The following is a 19,483-nucleotide window of genomic DNA, read 5'->3' as shown; positions in this document are numbered from 1 at the left end:
AAAATAAGAAATATGAAGACATTACAAGTAGGAGATACGGTTCCAAATTTTACCGTTAATAATCAAGATGGAGAAGCAATATCTTTAAGTGATTATAAAGGAAAGAAATTGATTGTTTTCTTTTATCCAAAAGCGAGCACTCCTGGATGCACAGTAGAAGCTTGTAACCTACGTGATAATTACAAAGTATTACAAGAACAAGGTTATGAATTGCTAGGTGTAAGTGCTGACTCGGAAAAAAGACAAACTAATTTTAGAAATAAATACGAATTCCCTTTTCCTTTATTAGCAGATGAAGAAAAAGTAGTGATTAATGCTTTTGGTGTATGGGGAGAAAAAAAGTTTATGGGAAAAACCTATGACGGTATTCATAGAAAAACTTTTTTATTAGATGAAAATGGAGTAGTAGAAAGAGTGATTGATAAAGTAAAAACGAAAGATCACGCAGCGCAGATTTTAGATTAATTGCAATCATAAAAAAAGCGACCATTAATAATGGTCGCTTTTTATTTGATATAGTTATAATTTATTGCTCTTCGCTATAAATTTCTTCGGTTTCGCAACTAAATAAACTTTTCTCTTTTATAATTTTAGATACACCTTCAGGAAGCATTCCTTCCCAACCAGATTCTCCATCTGCAATCATTTTTAATACTGTTCTTGAGAATACAGAAAGTATTTTAGGATCGTAATCTGCAATATCTACTACTTTTCCATTGTATTTAAAGAATTTATATAATTCTTTCATTCTAGGATGTACTTTTAAATCTTCACTTGTAGTTAAAGTGCCATCTCCATTTTCCATAGGATATAAGTACACACGTAAATCTTTAAAGAATAATTTTCCAAATGCTTCTAAAATACCTCCACTTAAATGGCGATAATATTTTTCATCAAAAATATCTACTAAGTTGTTAACTCCCATAGCAAGTCCCATTCTCGCTTTCGAGTATTGTGAGAAGTACTCTACTAGTTTATAATATTCTTGAAAGTTTGAAATTAAAACGGTTTGACCAAGAGAACAAAGTAGTTTAGCTCTATCCATAAAATCTTGTTCGTCAATTTCACCTTCTGCACGAAGGTTCGATAAAGTAATTTCAAAAACCACCTGTGTTTTTGCTTCATCTACTTTATTTTCTTTAATAAACATGTCATAAGATTTATGGAACATATCCATATTCACCTTAGTAACCGGTCTAAAACTACCGCGAAGTGCTAATATATTTTTTTTGTATAATACTCTTGCTGGTAATACATTATTTCCATCTGGAGCAAACATGACAGCATCTGTCATACCATTTTTAACCAGTTGCAAACTCATTAATCTATTATCAACATCTTCAAAAACAGGCCCAGAGAAATTAATAGTATCAATTTCTAATTGGTCTTTATCTAAATGGTCGTATAAATATTTTAATAATTTTTTTGGTTCATTAAATTTATAGAATGCACCATATATAAGGTTTGTACCTAAAATACCTAAAGTTTCTTGTTGCAATCTAGCATCGTTTTCTTTAAAACGAACATGAAGAATAATTTCATTATACTCTTGATCTGGTTCTATTTGGTATTTAATACCAACCCAACCATGACCTTTGTATTTTTTAGCAAAATCAATAGTAGCAACTGTATTCGCATAAGAGAAAAACAGTTTATGCGGATTATCATCACGTGTTAAACGCTCTTCCATCAATCGAACTTCATGGTTTAACATCTTACGTAAACGTGCTTCAGTAACGTAACGCTTATCATCTTCAATACCATATATGGCATCACTAAATGCTTTGTCATAAGCCGACATGGCCTTAGCAATAGTTCCAGAAGCGCCACCAGCTCTAAAAAACTGACGTACAGTTTCTTGTCCTGCGCCAATTTCTGCAAAGGTTCCGTATATATTTTCGTTTAAGTTTATTCGAAGTGCTTTTGTTTTTAATGAAGGAATTTCATCAAACTCTTTATCACCTTTAATGGTTATTTCCATTTTAAATTTGGTTTACTTGCTATTATAACAAAGGTATTAAATTAGTATACCAAACAAAAAAATAAACTTATTTTTGTTTTTAAAATCTATTACAATTGAAAGTAACTTTTCTTGGCACAGGAACTTCTCAAGGTATTCCAGTTATTGGAAGCACACATCCTGTGTGTTTAAGTGAAAATGAAAAAGATAAAAGACTGCGTGTTTCTATAATGATTACGCATAACAAAAACGTTTATGTAATAGATTGTGGGCCAGATTTTAGAGCACAAATGCTTCGTCAAAATGCCACCAAATTAGATGCCATTTTGTTTACCCACGAACATGCAGATCATACTGCTGGCTTAGATGATATAAGACCTTTCTTTTTTAAACAAGGGGATATTCCTATTTATGCACACCAAAGAGTGCTACAATCTCTTCGTAGAAGATTTGATTATATTTTTGAAACCGAAAACAAATATCCTGGTGCGCCAAGTGTACAGGTAAACAGGATTACAAATAATTCTTTTTTTCTTGAAGATTTAAAAGTAATACCTATAAATGGTATGCATAATAATTTGCAAGTTTTCGGGTTCCGATTTAAAGATTTTGCATATTTAACGGATATGAAAACGGTTGCAGATGAAGAAATTAAAAAATTAAAAAATGTAGATGTTTTAGTAGTTAATGCTTTACGCGAGAAAGAACATATATCGCATTTCAATTTAGAAGAAGCATTAGCTTTTATTGTAAAAGTAAATCCAAAAAAAGCCTATTTAACACATATAAGTCATTGGTTAGGTTTTCATGATGAAGTACAACAAAAACTTCCAGAAAACGTTTACCTGGCTTATGATGGATTAACCATTAACCTATAATTAAGATTATTATGAAGAATAAGATTTTTATGTACTTGTTTATTTTTACAGCATTACTTGTGGTGTTTCAATATGTAAATTCTAAAAATGTTTTTGAAGCAGATAAAGTACAACTAGATGGTTATGTAAAGAAAATTGAAAAATATAAAGATTCGATTACTGTATTAGGAGATAAGGCTTTTCAATATTCTGAATTTAGCTTAGGCTATTCGGAGGAAGCATTAAATTATATTGAAAAACGAGGTTATGAAAGTGACCAGTTAATAGCGTTAATAGAAGAATCTCTTTATGAATTGAATTTAAAAACAGAACCAAACCCTTTAATTCCTTATGCAGCAATGTCTCCAGGAGGAAAAATGATTATCAATGCTGTTCGTGTATTAAATCACAAATGGGTAATTTGTAATTTTAATGATGGCGAATATTGGGGAGAATTATTTTTAAAATATACTATAGGTGAAAATAGAGAACTCACTTTTGAGATTGTAGACTCGTTTTTATATCCCACAAATTAAGTAGCGAATGATATATTCATAAAAAGACCACTAAAACTAGTGGTCTTTTTTATTAAATAAATCTATTTACTATTATATTTTAGTTGCTAACCATGCTTTTAAAGCATAAAAATTTTGTGGAGCAACACCATGTCCTACAGGAAACTCACTATATTCATGCTTTATATTTAAAGACTTTAAAAATATTGGTGCTTTTCTAGCCCAATCTACAGGTATAACCTGATCTACACTACCATGTGAACAATAAAAATTAAGATTAGAATAATCTTTAATTGCAACATTTTCGGGTAAAATTGCAGGATTTACATAACCACTTAAAGCAATTATATTTTTTACTTTTTCGGGATACGTTAATGCTACTGCATAGCTTAAAATTGTACCTTGACTAAATCCTAAAAGAGAAACATTATCTTTATTTACAGGATAAGTAGCAGTTGCTTCATCAATAAATTTAGCAATAAGATCTCTAGATGCTTTAGCTTCTTCGTCATCACTCCATTTAGCTCCTGTAGCATCAAAATTAATGGTGTACCAAGCATTACCATAAGGTTGCATGGCCTGAGGCGCTCTTACAGAAATAATAAACAATTCTTCTGGTAGTTCTGAAGCAAAAGAAAACAGGTCGTTTTCATCACTTCCATAACCATGAAAAAGAATTAGTAAAGGAGCATTTTCTTTTAAAGAGGATTGACGAATTATATGATAAAGGGAAAGATTTTGTGTAGTCATTATGAATTAGAATCAGATGTACCAATATTTGCGAATAATTTCTGAAAAAAAGCACCAACTAAAGGTACTTGTTGCATTTTACCAGAAATTGCTGACGAAATGCCATAAATAAATAGAACAGCAAAACATAAATAGAAACTAGAACTTATTAACCAGCTATCAAAAGAAGAAATGACTCTTCCTAGCATTAAAAATAAGATCCATAATCCTAATCCTTGTCTAATATGAAATGATGAAAAATCGTTTTTCTTTTCGTTATTTAAAAAATAAGCTATAATAGGACCAAATATGGTTATGTACGCTATAATTGCTAGTTTTTTACCTTCTTCTATTGTTTGTTCTGTCATTTTACTTAAGAATCATTTTATTGTTTGCAATAATACCATAAACGCTTCCTTTAAGATTTGTGTTTAAAAATATACTATTTTTAGATTTGGAATGTATGTTCGTTTTTCCAAAAATATATTTGGTATTCGGATTAAACAAAGTTGCATGCATCTTATTTCCTTCGGTAATCGTTTTATTTTCTATTCCAAATCGATCTTTTCCTTTGGTTAAAAGGCTAACGGCTTTCTTTGTTGTAAATAAGGTGTTTAATGCACCAAAAGCACTTTCTAAACCAATGGTTCCAAAGTCCGCATAATCGAACTCAATGTTTTTTAGTTCAATATTTAATGGGTTATGGTCACTTGTAACCATATCTATGGTTCCGTCTTTTACACCTTCTATTAAAGCATCTACATCTTTTTGTATTCGTAAAGGAGGTTGTACTTTAAAGTTCGTATCAAAATTTGTTAAAACCTCGTCAGTAAAAAACAGGTTGTGTATAGCAACACTGCAAGTTACATTTAGTTTTTTCTTTTTTGCTTCTCGAATAAGGTCTACAGCTTCTGCAGTAGAAATAGTTGGAATATGCAATTTACCTTCGGTATATTCTAATAAAAATAAATCTCTAGCTACTTGTAATGCTTCGGCTAGATTAGGGTTTCCTTTTAAACCTAAGGTTGTACTTGTAATGTTTTCATTTACGACACCATTTCTGCTAATAGCATTGTCTTGCGGATAAGAGTACACCAAGCCACCAAAATTACTAGCGTATTGTAATGCAATTTTTAGCATATTGGCATTTGCAATCGGTTTTTTATAATCTTGAAATGCACAGGCTCCAGCATTTTTCATATCGAACATTTCTGCAAGATGCTCTCCTTTACTGTCTTTTGTTAAAGCTCCTATTGGTAATAATTGTACGGCATGATTTTGTGCTTTATTATTTACAAAAGCAATATTAGAACTCGAATCTAAAACAGGTTGCGTATTTGCATTCAAGGCAACAGTTGTAAAGCCAGAAAGCGCTGCAGTTTGCAAACCATTATTTATAGTCTCTCTATCTTCAAAACCAGGTTCACCAAAACACACACTACTATCGAACCATCCTTGTGAAATGTGTAGGTTTTCTAGAATGATTTCTTTGTAATCATTAGTGTTATTGATGTTTTTACCAATTTTACTAATTACTCCTTTTTCTATTAAAATATCTTGAACAGTATTATGAAACTCGCTTTTAGAGTCAATAATGGTTGCCGATTTTATGAGTACGTTCATTTAAAATATTTTAAGATGCCCATTTCAATAATCAAAAATAGTAAGGCAAAAATAACAAACCATTTCCATAGCTCGTTAATTTTTGAGTCACTTTTTAAGGTATTAAATAATTGGGTTATCGATTTACTTGTGGTTATATTTTTAAGGCTACTAATGTCTTGATATACCAAATTACTTTCCGTTCTATCTAAATTATAACTTACGTTTTTTAAACGTTCTACTTTGTTTTTTACAGTATAAATTCCTGCTTCGTTTGGTGTTTCGTTTGTAATAATAGATACTTTATTGTTAAAATATTGCTGTTGCGGAATCATATTAACGTCCTCTTTTACTAATGATAAAATATCATCTTGTTGTAGTGTTACAGCAACATCATAACTATTTTCTTTTCCTATGGTGTAATATAAATTCGGGATTTGTAAACTACGTTTTGCTATATTATAAAAAGTAGGAACGATTAAAGGGGAATTTACAAAGTTCGAGTTTTTACTATTTAAAGCAGCAGCAAATACAAATAGGTTTTTACTATTTGTTAAGAAGGATTTGGCATCTTCAAATTGTAGTATTTTGGAAGCGTTTTCGGTTTGAAACGTATAATAACTATTTACTTTAGGGTATTGAAAATTAGCAACTTGTTTATCGAAAACATTAGTATATAAAGGATGCGAATAATTAATACTTGTTATCTTTTTCTTAGAAGTATTTTTAGTATTAAATGCTAAACCAGATTGCAATAGTAAATTGTTATAGGAGGAAAGCGCTATTTCTTGATTAGGAATAATAATAAGAAACCCTCCGTTCTCTGTAAAAGCAGTAAGCGCAGTAGATAATGCGTTTGGTATTTCTTTTAATTCGTTTATAATGATAAGGTTTTGTTGGTCAAAAACACTATAGTTTAACTGATTGAGTTTCGAGCTAGAATAGTTAAATTCATTTTCTGTAAAGATTCGTTTTAAATAAGATTCGTTAAAATTATCTATACTAAGCACATTGATTTTTGAAGCTTTATTGATATTAAAATAGAAACTATTATCAAATTGCAGTTGTGTGTCTTCAATGGTAATTTCTCCATGAATACTTTCATTTATAGGAATAGTAAAACTAGTTGTCGCTTCGCCTTGTAGTGCAACAGCTGTTTTTGCAATGAGTTTGCCATCATTCGATAAGGAAACTGGAATATTTTCTAAAGCGATTCCTGTATTTTTTAATCGAACACTTATATCTACATTTGTTGCTGTAGTGTTGGATATGTAAACACTATCTATTGAAACATTATTTGTGTTTACAGGCTTTAAAGCAACTGCATGAATTTGTATTAGCGAATCTATCTTTGGATTAAAATTGTTTCCTTTTTCTTGAAAATCGGAAATAAAAATCAAATTCTTATTGCGATTAGTTTCCTTAGTAAATAAGGTGTTGCTTTTTAATAGAACAGCTTCGTAGCTTAATTGATTTGGTGCATAATCTAATTGCAATAAATCGTTTTTAATAGCTTTAAGTGTTGTGTTTTTAAAAGTTTGATTATTGGTTATAATAGATATGTTTTCGTCTTCAGGAACTTCAGTAATGAGATCTTGAATCGCTCTTTTAAATAATTCACCTTGTGCTCCTTTTGCTTGTAAACTAAAACTGTTGTCTAAATAAATAACCGTTTCGCTTTTAGTATTTAAGCTGTTTGTTTTTGAAGTATATGGTTGCGCAAAAGCGAAGATTGCAGCAGCTAGTATAAGTAATCTAGTTAATAAGGTTAGCCATTTTTTTATAATGGCACTTTTGCGTGTTTGTAGGTTTACTTTTTTTAAAAAAGCAACGTTAGTAAATTTCTCAGTTTGAAACTTACGAAGCTGAAATAAATGAACAATAATAGGAATAAGCAGTGCAAATAATGCGTAAAGAATTTCTGGGTGTTTAAACTGCATACTATTTTAGATTGGTCAAAGATAAAAAATGATTGTGAATTTGAGAGTAATTTGTTTTTGTTTTAACAAAAGAAAAAATAATCTGTCATAGACTTCATTTTGTGTGTATTAAAATAGCTTGTTATTTCTTTCTGTGCTTCAGCGTTTGCAACGGTTACAATACATTGCGGATTTTCAATTTGTTTTAAGTAATCGAAATTATGAAGCTCTTGATTGTAAATGTGTTTTCCAATTTTTTTCTCATTATCGCAAATCCAATAAAAAGGGATTTTTTTTTCGATTAAAGCCTTTGCTATGTTTTTTCCTTTTGTTCCTGCTCCCCAAATGGTTATAGGTCTTTTAGTATTATAATCTAGTTCTAAAAAATAATGGAGTTTTATATCTAAAAAATAGTTTTGTGCATAATGCTCGTGCGTTCTAGAGGTTCTAGTACTATAATCTCGCCATTGATGAAGTACTTGATTACAAGGAATACATTTATAATCTTGCTTATAAAATCTAAACGTTAAATCATAATCTTCAGGATAACGATTAGGATTAAAAGCTTCAGCTGCAATAAAATCTTCACGATGTAACATCCAACATGGAGAAGGAATTACGCATTCTTTATATATTTCAGAATAATTGGTTCCTTTACGAGTTAAATCATTTATCCAAGTTTCATAACGCGCATAACCATTACTAATACCAGTTTCACTAAAATACTTTACTAATCCAATTGCAACATGTTTTTTTCCTTTTTCTAGTAAACTATACAACATAATTTTTAACTTATTTGGATGCATAATATCATCACTATCCATTCTGGTAATATACGTTCCATAACTATTTTTAAACGCAAGTTGTAACGCGTCTATAATACCTTCACCATTATTTTTTAATAGCTTAATTCTAGTATCTTTTTTAGCGTAATGTTCTACAAGTTGATAGCTAAAATCCGTCGAGTTATCATCGACTATAATAAGTTCCCAATTGGTATAACTTTGATTAAGAATAGAGTCTAAGCAAGCAGTTAAAAAAGCTTCGGTATTTTTAAAAGGAGTAATTATACTAATAAGAGGTTCTTGCATATGGCGAATATAGGAAATCTTCATTTTAACAAAAAGTTAAGGATTTAAATTGTAACACATTGTACTTTTGGACGTCAATAGATTAACTAAAACCAATTTCTCTTAAAAAGAGAGTAAAATAAATTATTAATTATGAAAAGAGTATTTGCCATTTTTGGCTTAAGTACATTGTTAGTAGCTTGTGGAACTTCTAAAACGACATCAGACGCTTTAGCAACAAGTACAGCAATTGAAACGGCATTAGATTTAACTAAAGTTACTAACGATAAGGTTCCTGTAACAATTAATCCAGGACGTTTTACGGTAGAAACAGTAACTTATAGATTACCTAGAGTAGTGCAAGGAACATATTCTGTAAGTGATTTCGGAAAATATGTAGACGATTTTAAAGCTTTTGACTATAAAGGAAATGAAATACCTACAACTAAATTAGATGATAATTCTTGGACTATAACAAATGCAACTACTTTAGACAAAATTAGCTATAATGTAAATGATACTTTCGATACAGAAAGCTCTGGAGGAATAGGAGGAGACAATCCATTTTCACCAGCAGGAACAAATATTGAACCTACAAATTATGTATTAAATTTACATGGTTTTATTGGTTATTTCGATTCTTTAAAAAATGCACAATACAAGTTAGATGTAACTGCACCAGTTAGTTTTAAACGTTCTTCTGCAATTCAAGAAGTAGGTGCAACAACTAGCAAAGATGGAGCTTCTACAACAACTAGCTACTTTGCACCTCGTTATTTTGATATTACAGATAACCCAATGTTTTATGGTAATCTAGATGTTGAAGAGTTTCAAGTAGGAGATATTAAAGTGGTATTAAGTGTATACTCACCAAATAAAGTACATACGGCAGCTTCATTAAAAGAGACGATGTATAAAATGATGCAAGCTCAAAAAGAATATTTAGGCGATGTAAATAGTACACCTCGTTATGATATTTTCTTGTATTTAAGTGAAGGTAAAGAAGATTCTCCAAAAGGATTTGGAGCTTTAGAACACCATACTTCTACTGTTGTAGTAATGCCAGAATCTTCTCCTGCTGATGGTTTAGCAAAAAGCATGACGGATGTGGTTGCCCATGAGTTTTTTCATATTGTAACACCTTTAAGTGTGCATAGTGACGATGTACATTATTTTGATTACGATCAACCTACATTTTCTAAACATTTATGGATGTATGAAGGTGTGACAGAATATTTTGCACAGCACTTTCAAGTATATGAAGGGTTAATGACAGAAGATGAATTTTACACAACAATGTTGGGTAAGATAAAAACTGCAGCGAATATGAACGATACCATGAGTTTCACCAAAATGAGTGAAAACGTATTGGAAGAACCTTATGCACCACAATATTATAACGTGTATATGAAAGGTGCTTTAATAGGAATGTGTATTGATATTTTAATGCGTGAGGAAAGTAATGGTAATAGAAGTATGCTTACTTTAATGAAAGAACTTTCTGCTAAGTACGGAAAAAACAAACCTTTTAACGATGATACCATTATTGACGAAATAACAGCAATGACATATCCATCTATTGGAACATTTTTAAAGACACATGTTGAAGGGACAACTCCTATTGATTATAATATGTTTTTTGAAAAAGCAGGATTAGCATTTGAAGAAAGTAAAGTGAAAACAAACTATATTCAAAATGATGGTGAATTTATTTTTGCTCCAAACAGAGAAACACAAACTATTGCTTTTTCTCCAGCAGTTGCGAACAATAGCTTTTGGAATGACAATGGTGTGAAAGCTGGCGATATTGTGAAATCTGTAGATGGTGTTGCTTTAACAATGGCTTCTGCACAACAAATTATTGGAGGTATGTACATGTGGCAACCTGGAAAAGAAATTAATGTTGTTCTAGAAAGAGATGGTAAAGAAGTAGTAATAAATACTGCACTTACAGAATCTTTTACAATAGGAAAAAAATTAAAACCAAAAGCAGATGCTACCGAAGCACAAAATGCTTTACGTAAAGCTTGGTTAAAAGGATAAAAAGTAAGTAATAAAGATTAAAAAAAACGCCTGATAAATAATATCAGGCGTTTTTTTATTTTGCAATTGTAAAAGTAAATGTACTTCCTTTTTCTGGTTCCGAATCTAGTTTTATCGTACCTCCAAGTTTTTCTACTAAAGTCTTTACTGTATACAAACCAATTCCTGTACCTTTTTTTCCACGTATATCTTTAATTCCGGTAGTGCTAAAAAGATTAAAAATATCTTTTTGTTTTTCAGGCTTAATTCCTTTTCCATTATCTGTTACTTTAAAAACATACTCTTTATCCGTATTAGAAAAATCTAGTGAAATTAATGGGTTTGGTTTATTATTATATTTAAAGGCGTTATCTACTAAGTTAAGTAATACTTGCGTTATAGCAGCGACATTTTGATTATGTATAAATCCATCTTTAGAATATTGAAAGTTAGTATCCTTAAGCATTAAAATGGTTTTAATTTTCTCAAAAAGCTTAGGTACAGCGACATCTTCAAACTCTTTGTTTACAAGCTCATCTGCTTTATAGTGCATTAAAATACCATCTATATAGTCTCTTAATGTTTCGGCAGATTCATCAATATAATCAATGTATTGTAACGATTCTTCAGATAATTTATCTTTATTTTCATCTTTTAATAACTCGGTTAGAGAACTAATATTTGCTAGAGGAGATTTTAAATCATGGGAAACATGACTTGCAAAACTTCTTAAATGTTTATTTCTATTTGCAAGTTCCTTTTGAAGGCCTTCTAGTAAATCATTCTTCTTTTTTAAATCAAATAAATTCATTACCTGTTTCCCTAAAGAAATCAATGCATTAATCTGACTTTTTGTTAATTCTCTTGGTTCGTGGTCATATACGCATAAAGTTCCTAGTGCCAACCCTTCCGGATTTCTTAAAGGCACGCCAGCATAAAAAATAGCTTTAAAGCCTTCTAGTAAGGGATTGCCTTGAAAGCGCTTGTCTTTTCTTGAATCTTCTACAATAAAAATATCTTCTTCATGTAAAATAGCATGGCCACAAAAAGAAATGGATCTAGGCGATTCTGAAATATCTAAACCATGATGTGATTTTAAAAAATTTCTATCTGCGTCTAATAACGTAATTAAAGAAATTGGAACATTACATATTGCAGCTACTAACTCTGTAATATTATCAAAGTCACTCTCTGGTAAAGTGTCTAGTAGCCCAGACTCTGTAACACATTTAATGCGTTCTTTTTCATTGTTTGGTAGTTTGGGTTCAATCATTTTATTAATGGTTTTAAAAAAATAAACAGGGAGTTTTATGATTTATTTAAACCTAGTAATGTAAATGTATCTATTTTTTTTCTTTTTACTAAAATTATATTCTTATTTTAAGAATAGATTAGTAAAATATCTTAAATGAATTGAAAAAATACTATATTTAAATACGCTATTAATTAATCTTTATTTAAAATGAAAAATATTTATTTATTATTTCTACTTGCATTTTTTACAACTGGAAGTTTTTTTGCTCAAGATAAAACAGAAATTGAAGATGCTAATTTTTGCATTTCGATAGACGGAAAAGTTTTTAAAAACCAAAACGGTAAAATTGATTTATTAGAGAAAATTTTCAAGTTAAACAATGGAACTATTGTTTATCCTAATGGTAGTTATCGATTAACAAATGAAGAGAAGTTTTTTTTAAAAGAAGGAGAATGTATTGGTTTTAGTGGTAAAATTTATGAAAGTCAAGATGCATTAAATGTTGCATTATATAAAAAGTTTAAAAAGCATAGAAAGTAATTAAAAACCTTCAAAAACACCAAGTCCAAATAACGCAAAATCATATTTTACAGGATCTTTAGCGTCTAGTTTCCGTAATGCGGTATCTAGCTCTAATAAAGCTTTTGCATCATTTTGTTTGCGTTTAAGTAATCCTAGTTTTCGTGCTACATTTCCAGAATGAACATCTAAAGGACAAGATAACAGACTAGGAGAGAGGCTTTGCCAAATGCCAAAATCTACTCCTGCATTATCGTTTCTAATCATCCATCTTAAAAACATATTGATGCGTTTTGCTGCTGAGTTTTTTAGCGGATCGCTTACATGTTTTTGAGTTCTTTGTAGATGTTCAATTTCAAAAAAGGTTTTTTTAAAGTAATGAATCGATTTTTGCATCGAACCCATTTCTATATGATTAGCAAATACTGTTTCTAAGCCTTCATGTTCTAAATAAATGTATTGTAAAGCTTTTACAAAAGTTATAAAGTCTAAGCCATTAAAAGTTCTGTGTACAAAAGATTCTAATTTTTCTAGGTCACTTTCTTGATGGTTTAAAATAAAATCATGAGGAGTATGATCTAGCATTTGCATCATTCTCTTTGCATTATTAATGATGCTTTTTCTATTTCCCCAAGCAATTGTAGCAGTTAAAAAACCAGCGATTTCAATATCTTCTTTTTTAGAAAATTCGTGTGGAATTTGAATTGGATCGCTCTCAATAAACTTAGGGTTATTATATTCCGCTACCTTAGTATCAAGAAATTCTTTGAGTTCTTTTTGGTTTAGTTTTTTCACAGCACAAATATAGTTATTCTATAGTAACCATATCTGTTGTAGCTTCTAGTATTCTGCCGTTTTCTTCAATAATAATCGTAATGGTAAATGCAAGTATAGTTCCTTCAGGAATAGTTTCATTGAATACAAAATCTTTCCTGTTGTAATAATAGCCTTCGGTTTGATTTAAAACAGAAATAATATTTTCTACAGGTTCGTTTTCTAGTGTTACTGGGTTTAAAAACGATAATTTGCTATTTAAAGAATTTCCTGCAGGAACGCCAAAAACATCTTCATTTGAAGTAATTATAATTTGGGAAACGTGTTCTTTTAAAGTGTAATTTTCATCACATGTAGTAGCATAAGCTGCATTTGTGAATTTTTTTAATTCTTTGTAGTTAGATGCAACTACATAATCAAACAACGTTTCAAAATTTAAGAACAAATCTTCAGACTTTACTGTTGTGGTATCTCCATCGAGTTGGTCTTCTGCAACAAAATATAAAGATTCATAATACATATTATAATCTTCTGTACAACACGAAAAAATAAAGACTTGAAAAAGTGCAAAAAAGACAAAAGATTGAATGGTTTTCTTAATCATAAAGGTTTGTTTATTACTAGATGTAAATTTTAGCTTTTGGTTGCGTCAACTTAAAAAATAAAATAACAAATAAATATAGACTACTCTTCTTTGTAATTCTATGAAAATAATTTAACTTTCATTTTATTCTAAAATTCAATTCAAAATAGTAATAATGAAAAAGGGTATCGTATTTATTTTAGTAAGTTTCATCCTGATAAGTTGTGATGAGCAAAAAGAAGTTAGTTCTATTAATGTCGAGAACTGGTCTAAAAGAATGACGAAAATTAGCACTAAAGATTCCTTGCAATATGGTAAATCTTACCTAAGCACTTATTCGCAAATTTATAGTTTATCCGAACATAAGACTCATAATTTAACAGTTATGGTGAGTATGCGAAATATTAGCGATTTAGATACTATTTATATATTAAAAGCCGAGTATTTTGATACACATGGAACATCTGTTAGAAAATATTTTGATTCACCAATTTATTTGGCTCCATTAGAAACCGCAGAAATTATTATAGATGAAATTGATATTGCTGGCGGAACTGGTTCTAACTTTATTTTTGAATGGAAGATACCTAAAAATACTCCAGAACCTTTATTTGAAGGTATTATGACTTCAACAATGGGAAAACAAGGTTTGTCTTTTACTACAGAAGCGAAACGAATTAAATAATATTTAAATCCTTTATTTGGTTTTTTTGCTAATAAAACCATCTTTTAAATTTTCTGTCCTTTGTTGCGGAATCCTATGGAAATAGGTTTTAAAAAAATCTAATTGTTCTTGGTTTAAGGCTGGTAACGGAATATCTCCAGTTCCCCAAAAAAAGTCAACATTTGTTGGTGTGTTTATATTAGTTTCTTTTAGTTGTATGGTTATATAATCTTCAGAATACTTGCTGTTTTTATACGGAGTTATAATGTATTTTAAAGAAAAAGTACTTGACACTGCAAGCTGCTTATTATTTGTTATTTGCTGATTATTTACTTTAAAAAACAATGGTATAGTAGTAAGTATTGTGCAAACTACTAAAACTACTTCCATGCTTTTTTTATGTAGTATTATTTTTGAAACTAACAGTAAACTAAAACATAATATAAACGGAAAGAAAAAGCGATATTGAGGAGAAGTTAAAAACAAGAATAGCATCGTTAAAATGGCAACAAAATATATAGTATAAAATGCTTTTTTGTTTTTTGATTTATAGATTGTATAAGGGCTAATAGCCAAACAAAGTAGGATTAGTTTATTGAAAAAACCATGAAGGCTTGGAGCAAGTAACCAACTTTTTAAGCGAGTTAAATACGAAGCATTTTCAAAAGTATCTGCAGCTAAATGAAACGCATAAGGCTTTGTGTAATTAGCAAAATAAGTTTCTATATTTTCGGGTAAACTCCACGAAGTTTTCAAACTTTCTATTCCTTGTAGTGGGAATAATAAGTTTCCAGTTACTATTATATTTTTAATAGCAAAAAGGAATAAGGTTAGACTTCCAAACAATATAATAATTGAAGATGTACTTCTTGTAAATACATAATATCGTTTATATAAAACCAAAGCGAAAATACAGAAAGGTAAAGCTGTAAGCTTAATAAATATCATAAAAAATGAGAGCATTACAACGGCAAGAAATGCTTGTTTTGTATAACTAGCATAGCACAAAATAAATTGATGTAAAAGAATAAAGCTTAATATATAAATGGCAATATCTGGAGAAGGAACAGATATAAATTGGAAATAGAACACATTCCATAGCGGAAACAACCCAAATATTAGGTTTAGTTTTGAATCTTCTTTTTTAGTGAAATAATTGTTTAATAATCCAATAGCATATACGTTAGCAAGTAGTAGTGCTAAAGCACTTAAATCGTTAAATCTGTTGTAAATAAAGCTAAAGTTAAAAGCACTTTGTAAAATGTGCCAACCAGAAGTTTGGCCTAAAAACACATGTAGGTTTACTAGTCCGTTTGCAAAACCATATTCGTTAAGCCATTTTATGGTTTGTATGTAATAGGATTCGTTATCAATAATAAATGGAGGAGAAGCACTTTGCGCTAAAATGAGAATACTAATAACACCTATAAAGATTTTAAAAAAAGTGTTTAAGTTAAGTAGGCTTGTTTTTAATTCTAGCCAGAATGGGATAACTTTTTTTCTGATTTTATATCCTAAAAGGATAGTAATACTTAGTAATAAAGCATGGAAATAACTGTTAATAGCAAACGGAATTGCCCAAATACTAGCAATTAGTGTAATGCCAAAAAAGCCAAAAAAAATAGTGATTATACTATCTTTTTTTTGAAGTTGTAAAAAACGATTTATGCTAATTCCAATAATGCTGCTTATTGCAAGAATATAGAGCCAAGAAAGAAGAATTAAAAACATAGGTTTTATTAGCTCATAAATGTAAAATAAAAAAGATACTCCAACAAGTGCAATTATAATATAATGTTTTGAAGTAGTGTTAAATCACTATTACAAACTATCTACTATTTTTCCATCTACCATGGTTAGTTTTCGGTCTGCCATATTTGCAAGTTCTTCGTTATGTGTAACAATAACAAAGGTTTGCCCAAATTGATCACGTAATTTAAAAAAGAGATTGTGTAAGTTTTCTGCCGAAGTACTATCTAAATTTCCAGAAGGTTCATCGGCAAAAATTAAATCTGGATTATTCACCAAAGCTCTTGCTACAGCAACACGTTGTTGTTCGCCACCAGAAAGGGCATTTGGTTTGTGTTTGTATCTGTGACTTAAACCAAGAAAATCTAACAGTTCTTTAGCTCTTTTTTCAGCTTCTGCTGGTTTTGTTCCTTTTATATAAGCAGGAATACAAACGTTTTCTAATGCAGTAAATTCTGGTAAAAGTTGATGAAATTGAAAAATAAAACCAATGTTTTCATTTCTAAATTTTGCTAATGCTTTATCGTTTAATGAAGGAATATCTGTTCCCTTAATCTTAAAGCTTGTATCTTCTTTTTTTGAAGCTTTATCTAATGTACCAAGAATTTGTAAAAGTGTAGTTTTTCCTGCTCCAGAAGCACCAACGATTGATACAATTTCTCCTTTTTTAATATGAAGATTTACACCTTTTAAAACGTGTAAATCTTCGTAATATTTATGAATATTTTTGGCTTGAATCATGATCTCTTTATCAAGCTATGAAAGTACTACTTTATGCTTAATCCAGCAACTTTAAATGTTTTTAGGTTTCGATTTAAAGATGTTTTTTACATTATTATAATCTATATAATATACCATTCTAATAGAAAATGTGTGGTTAATGTCTTCTTTAAATAAATTGTCTAAACTCGTAAAGTAATCCTCTTCAGAAGCATTAGAAAAGTTAAGCAAATTATTTCTGTACAATGCAGTTAATTGACTTCCAGGAGCAAATTGCCATGAGTAGGATAAATCTAAATTCCAAGTATCAAAATTAACATCTGGATTATCAACATCTTCTTTTGTGTAACCATCGTCTTGATTTAGTCTTCCATTTTCTTGTAGCGCATATAAATCGTCCTCGTAAGTAACGGTACTCCAATAGTTTCTAAACGTTAGGTTTAAGGCATGAAAAGAATTAAAATTATAGCTTCCAGATATGCTGTTAATTATTGTTTCTTGATCACGTTGACCATAAATTATAGCGTCATTATCTAGAGTTTCTACATAACCGCGTTCTTTTAACTCGATATCGTAATCAAAAGAATATTGCATAATAAATCTATCTCCAAGTTTTAAACGAGGTGATAAACTAAAGAAGTAGCTTGTATAATCTCTACCACTTTCAAAAAGTGTTTCGTAGCCAAGATTTGCATCTAAAGCAAAAGTCTTGTTGTAATTTGAAGAAATCCATCCATTCATGTTTAACCAATCTTCAGAAATAAAGTAGCGATTCTCTGCTCTTGGACCAAAATAATCATACTGTTTTCCTGGTTGAATTGCTACATAGGCACCAAAGCCCATTAAATTCTTTTTTATAGTGGAGTTAAAGTTTACATTAAAATTTTTACCGGTATACGTATGTGGTTTAAATAAGTAACTCACATTCGCATTAACGTATAATTGAAAATCATTTAGTGTTTTTGTAGGTTCAAATATTCTGTAGCTTCCGTTTGCATAAAAATTACTGTAATTGTTTCTAAATAAAATACCCATGTCGTTAATATCATATTTTTTATCAACAGCTTCATGCTCAAAATAAAATCTATATTTCCCACTATTTTTTCCAAAACCAAGATTTGTACTATATCCAACTTGATTATTTTCATCTGGAAGATTTAAATCACTTCTTTTAGCTTGTGCTATAAAACCATAGGTATTATTCTTATTTACAAGATCTAAAAGTAATCCTGTAACATTTGCATCTCTTGCATGCCCATTTCTTGTAACATTTGTATTTATTAAGCTTACAGAAGAGTTTTTATTAAACTGTTGGTCTACAACTAGTATATTATAATTGGCTAAAGGTTCAATTACTTCTTCCCGAGTAGCGTTGGTTACATTATCTTTTATTTGTGCTTTTGTTTTTTCTGTAATAGCATTAAAAACACCAATACCTAAGCCGTTTTTAGTTCTACCAGAAACCTTAATAGCATTAAGCATATTTACTCTTTCTGGCTCCTCTATTATTTCTTCGTTGTCGTTTAAAGTAACCTCTCCAATTGGAGCACTACCAATTCTTCTAGAATAAAATAAGTTTCCTTTAGAAAACAGATCGACACCTTCGGTAAAAAACTGTCTTTGCTCCGAAAATTGTTGCTCAAAAGGGCCTAAATTAAGTTGTACATCATCAAAACCAGCTTGGCTAAAATCTGGAATTAGTGTTGCATCTAAAGTAAAGTTTTCACTTATTCCATATTTAAGATCCATACCTAAACCATAATCGGGACTTTGAAGACTATTGTAAGTTGCAGAGGCAAAAGGATAAAAACTTAATCGAGTAGGAGGTTCTATATTTTCTATACCATTAATTTCACCATGATATAAACCAATATTACCTTTAGTTACATTTATTGGGTTCCATGCATATTGAGAACCATTTGTTCTAAATCTTCTATGAAATTGTAAACCCCAAGTTTGCACTTTCTGATTCGAAAATCGAAGGGTAGAATAGGGAATCTTTACTTCAACAATCCAACCATCTTCCACAATTTTAGTTGCACTTTCCCAAACGGCATTCCAACCAAAATCTTCTCCTATGGAAGGGTTTGCAATTGCATCTGCTTGATGTCCTGTAGGGAAAACAAAAAATTCGACATCGTTTTGAGCATCATTATTTGGGTTCAATACAATTCCGAAAAAATCGGAAATACCAAAATTATCCCGTTGCGAAAATTGTTTAATAATTTCTTCAGGTTTATCATGCAAATATGCAGCGAAAAAGATAGCATTATCATTATAAGTCACCCTTACTTCGGTTTTTTGATATTCTTTTTCTAAAGCTCCAGCATCTGGTCTAAATTGAATAAAATCATTTGCAACCTCAGCATCTTGCCATGCAGTATCATCTAAAATGGCATCAATTTTTGGTGCTTGATCTGTTCTTTTAATGTTAAGGGACTTTTTTTCTTGTGCTTGCAAAGTAATAGCAGTAATCATTGCAAGTAAGAAGATAGATAAATGTCTCATTTGGTTTAGTGTTTCGTTTTTTAATTGATATTCTAAA

18 protein-coding genes are annotated in these 19,483 nt (G+C 30.1%); 6 read left to right on the top strand and 12 right to left on the bottom strand.

Annotated elements, in window-relative coordinates; all coding sequences use genetic code 11:
• Positions 1 to 12: 12 nt before the first annotated feature.
• Positions 13 to 465, top strand: coding sequence for a thioredoxin-dependent thiol peroxidase (gene bcp / locus ACVC3Y_RS11510; protein ID WP_303423699.1), 453 nt, complete (start codon positions 13 to 15; stop codon positions 463 to 465).
• 61 nt (positions 466 to 526) lie between these two features.
• On the opposite strand, the gene ACVC3Y_RS11505 is transcribed toward bcp, so the two are convergent.
• Positions 527 to 1,981, bottom strand: coding sequence for a TonB-dependent receptor (locus tag ACVC3Y_RS11505; protein WP_303423697.1), 1,455 nt, complete (start codon positions 1,979 to 1,981; stop codon positions 527 to 529).
• A 95-nt stretch (positions 1,982 to 2,076) separates the two neighbouring features.
• On the opposite strand from ACVC3Y_RS11505, the gene ACVC3Y_RS11500 reads away from it, so the two are divergent.
• The gene (locus ACVC3Y_RS11500) at positions 2,077 to 2,838 is read left to right on the top strand and encodes an MBL fold metallo-hydrolase (protein ID WP_452226969.1); all 762 of its coding nucleotides are present in this window, start codon (positions 2,077 to 2,079) and stop codon (positions 2,836 to 2,838) included.
• An 11-nt stretch (positions 2,839 to 2,849) separates the two neighbouring features.
• Complete coding sequence (locus ACVC3Y_RS11495) at positions 2,850 to 3,353, top strand: hydrolase (protein ID WP_303423693.1); 504 nt, start codon at positions 2,850 to 2,852, stop codon at positions 3,351 to 3,353.
• A gap of 72 nt (positions 3,354 to 3,425) precedes the next feature.
• Here the strand turns inward: ACVC3Y_RS11495 and ACVC3Y_RS11490 are convergent, their stop codons facing one another.
• The 5 genes from ACVC3Y_RS11490 to ACVC3Y_RS11470 form a co-directional block, all read right to left on the bottom strand.
• Positions 3,426 to 4,082 carry an alpha/beta hydrolase gene (locus ACVC3Y_RS11490; RefSeq protein ID WP_452226968.1) on the bottom strand — a complete coding sequence of 219 codons (657 nt, stop codon included), beginning with the start codon at positions 4,080 to 4,082 and terminating at the stop codon, positions 3,426 to 3,428.
• Positions 4,082 to 4,429 (bottom strand): hypothetical protein, encoded by a 348-nt coding sequence (locus ACVC3Y_RS11485; protein ID WP_303423689.1) that lies wholly within the window; start codon positions 4,427 to 4,429, stop codon positions 4,082 to 4,084. The genes ACVC3Y_RS11490 and ACVC3Y_RS11485 overlap by 1 nt, the downstream gene beginning before the upstream one ends.
• Position 4,430: 1 nt before the next feature.
• Positions 4,431 to 5,684 (bottom strand): dihydroorotase, encoded by a 1,254-nt coding sequence (locus tag ACVC3Y_RS11480; RefSeq protein ID WP_452226967.1) that lies wholly within the window; start codon positions 5,682 to 5,684, stop codon positions 4,431 to 4,433.
• Positions 5,681 to 7,603, bottom strand: a complete 1,923-nt coding sequence (locus ACVC3Y_RS11475; protein ID WP_303423685.1) for a BatA domain-containing protein — start codon at positions 7,601 to 7,603, stop codon at positions 5,681 to 5,683. Before ACVC3Y_RS11475 ends, ACVC3Y_RS11480 begins: the two co-directional genes overlap by 4 nt.
• A gap of 62 nt (positions 7,604 to 7,665) precedes the next feature.
• A complete protein-coding gene (locus ACVC3Y_RS11470; protein ID WP_452226966.1) occupies positions 7,666 to 8,673 on the bottom strand; it encodes a glycosyltransferase family 2 protein in 1,008 nt (335 codons plus the stop codon).
• Positions 8,674 to 8,805: 132 nt separating this feature from the next.
• Here ACVC3Y_RS11470 and ACVC3Y_RS11465 point away from each other — a divergent pair, with 132 nt between their 5' ends.
• Positions 8,806 to 10,695: a M61 family metallopeptidase gene (locus ACVC3Y_RS11465; protein ID WP_452226965.1), complete on the top strand. Its 1,890-nt coding sequence runs from the start codon at positions 8,806 to 8,808 to the stop codon at positions 10,693 to 10,695.
• Positions 10,696 to 10,750: 55 nt separating this feature from the next.
• On the opposite strand, the gene ACVC3Y_RS11460 is transcribed toward ACVC3Y_RS11465, so the two are convergent.
• Positions 10,751 to 11,947 carry a sensor histidine kinase gene (locus tag ACVC3Y_RS11460; RefSeq protein ID WP_303423681.1) on the bottom strand — a complete coding sequence of 399 codons (1,197 nt, stop codon included), beginning with the start codon at positions 11,945 to 11,947 and terminating at the stop codon, positions 10,751 to 10,753.
• A 189-nt stretch (positions 11,948 to 12,136) separates the two neighbouring features.
• Here ACVC3Y_RS11460 and ACVC3Y_RS11455 point away from each other — a divergent pair, with 189 nt between their 5' ends.
• The gene (locus ACVC3Y_RS11455; RefSeq protein ID WP_303423679.1) at positions 12,137 to 12,469 is read left to right on the top strand and encodes a DUF6799 domain-containing protein; all 333 of its coding nucleotides are present in this window, start codon (positions 12,137 to 12,139) and stop codon (positions 12,467 to 12,469) included.
• On the opposite strand, the gene ACVC3Y_RS11450 is transcribed toward ACVC3Y_RS11455, so the two are convergent.
• On the bottom strand, positions 12,470 to 13,243 hold the full coding sequence (locus tag ACVC3Y_RS11450; RefSeq protein ID WP_452226964.1) for a TIGR02757 family protein: 774 nt from the start codon (positions 13,241 to 13,243) through the stop codon (positions 12,470 to 12,472). It lies immediately after the preceding gene.
• Between the two features lie 13 nt (positions 13,244 to 13,256).
• Positions 13,257 to 13,826, bottom strand: coding sequence for a hypothetical protein (locus ACVC3Y_RS11445; protein ID WP_452226963.1), 570 nt, complete (start codon positions 13,824 to 13,826; stop codon positions 13,257 to 13,259).
• Between the two features lie 154 nt (positions 13,827 to 13,980).
• On the opposite strand from ACVC3Y_RS11445, the gene ACVC3Y_RS11440 reads away from it, so the two are divergent.
• Positions 13,981 to 14,490, top strand: a complete 510-nt coding sequence (locus ACVC3Y_RS11440) for a DUF3124 domain-containing protein (protein WP_303423673.1) — start codon at positions 13,981 to 13,983, stop codon at positions 14,488 to 14,490.
• A 12-nt stretch (positions 14,491 to 14,502) separates the two neighbouring features.
• Here ACVC3Y_RS11440 and ACVC3Y_RS11435 read toward each other — a convergent pair whose 3' ends face one another.
• From ACVC3Y_RS11435 to ACVC3Y_RS11425, 3 genes are all read right to left on the bottom strand, one after another.
• Positions 14,503 to 16,200: an LIC_10190 family membrane protein gene (locus tag ACVC3Y_RS11435; RefSeq protein ID WP_452226962.1), complete on the bottom strand. Its 1,698-nt coding sequence runs from the start codon at positions 16,198 to 16,200 to the stop codon at positions 14,503 to 14,505.
• A 90-nt stretch (positions 16,201 to 16,290) separates the two neighbouring features.
• The gene (locus tag ACVC3Y_RS11430) at positions 16,291 to 16,959 is read right to left on the bottom strand and encodes an ABC transporter ATP-binding protein (RefSeq protein ID WP_303423669.1); all 669 of its coding nucleotides are present in this window, start codon (positions 16,957 to 16,959) and stop codon (positions 16,291 to 16,293) included.
• Between the two features lie 51 nt (positions 16,960 to 17,010).
• Complete coding sequence (locus tag ACVC3Y_RS11425; protein WP_452226961.1) at positions 17,011 to 19,446, bottom strand: DUF5916 domain-containing protein; 2,436 nt, start codon at positions 19,444 to 19,446, stop codon at positions 17,011 to 17,013.
• Positions 19,447 to 19,483 lie beyond the last annotated feature (37 nt).

This window comes from Lacinutrix cladophorae, assembly GCF_053604645.1.
Note: the sequence above shows the minus strand (reverse complement) of the source record. Positions and strands in the feature narration are given on the sequence as shown.

Bases quoted from the DNA above. Each gene is read 5' to 3' on its own strand.
- bcp (WP_303423699.1), top strand. From the start codon at position 13: ATGAAGACATTACAAGTAGGAGATACGGTTCCAAATTTTACCGTTAAT.
- ACVC3Y_RS11505 (WP_303423697.1), bottom strand. From the start codon at position 1,981: ATGGAAATAACCATTAAAGGTGATAAAGAGTTTGATGAAATTCCTTCA.
- ACVC3Y_RS11495 (WP_303423693.1), top strand. From the start codon at position 2,850: ATGAAGAATAAGATTTTTATGTACTTGTTTATTTTTACAGCATTACTT.
- ACVC3Y_RS11490 (WP_452226968.1), bottom strand. From the start codon at position 4,082: ATGACTACACAAAATCTTTCCCTTTATCATATAATTCGTCAATCCTCT.
- ACVC3Y_RS11485 (WP_303423689.1), bottom strand. From the start codon at position 4,429: ATGACAGAACAAACAATAGAAGAAGGTAAAAAACTAGCAATTATAGCG.
- ACVC3Y_RS11480 (WP_452226967.1), bottom strand. From the start codon at position 5,684: ATGAACGTACTCATAAAATCGGCAACCATTATTGACTCTAAAAGCGAG.
- ACVC3Y_RS11475 (WP_303423685.1), bottom strand. From the start codon at position 7,603: ATGCAGTTTAAACACCCAGAAATTCTTTACGCATTATTTGCACTGCTT.
- ACVC3Y_RS11470 (WP_452226966.1), bottom strand. From the start codon at position 8,673: ATGCAAGAACCTCTTATTAGTATAATTACTCCTTTTAAAAATACCGAA.
- ACVC3Y_RS11465 (WP_452226965.1), top strand. From the start codon at position 8,806: ATGAAAAGAGTATTTGCCATTTTTGGCTTAAGTACATTGTTAGTAGCT.
- ACVC3Y_RS11460 (WP_303423681.1), bottom strand. From the start codon at position 11,947: ATGATTGAACCCAAACTACCAAACAATGAAAAAGAACGCATTAAATGT.
- ACVC3Y_RS11455 (WP_303423679.1), top strand. From the start codon at position 12,137: ATGAAAAATATTTATTTATTATTTCTACTTGCATTTTTTACAACTGGA.
- ACVC3Y_RS11445 (WP_452226963.1), bottom strand. From the start codon at position 13,826: ATGATTAAGAAAACCATTCAATCTTTTGTCTTTTTTGCACTTTTTCAA.
- ACVC3Y_RS11440 (WP_303423673.1), top strand. From the start codon at position 13,981: ATGAAAAAGGGTATCGTATTTATTTTAGTAAGTTTCATCCTGATAAGT.
- ACVC3Y_RS11435 (WP_452226962.1), bottom strand. From the start codon at position 16,200: ATGTTTTTAATTCTTCTTTCTTGGCTCTATATTCTTGCAATAAGCAGC.
- ACVC3Y_RS11430 (WP_303423669.1), bottom strand. From the start codon at position 16,959: ATGATTCAAGCCAAAAATATTCATAAATATTACGAAGATTTACACGTT.
- ACVC3Y_RS11425 (WP_452226961.1), bottom strand. From the start codon at position 19,446: ATGAGACATTTATCTATCTTCTTACTTGCAATGATTACTGCTATTACT.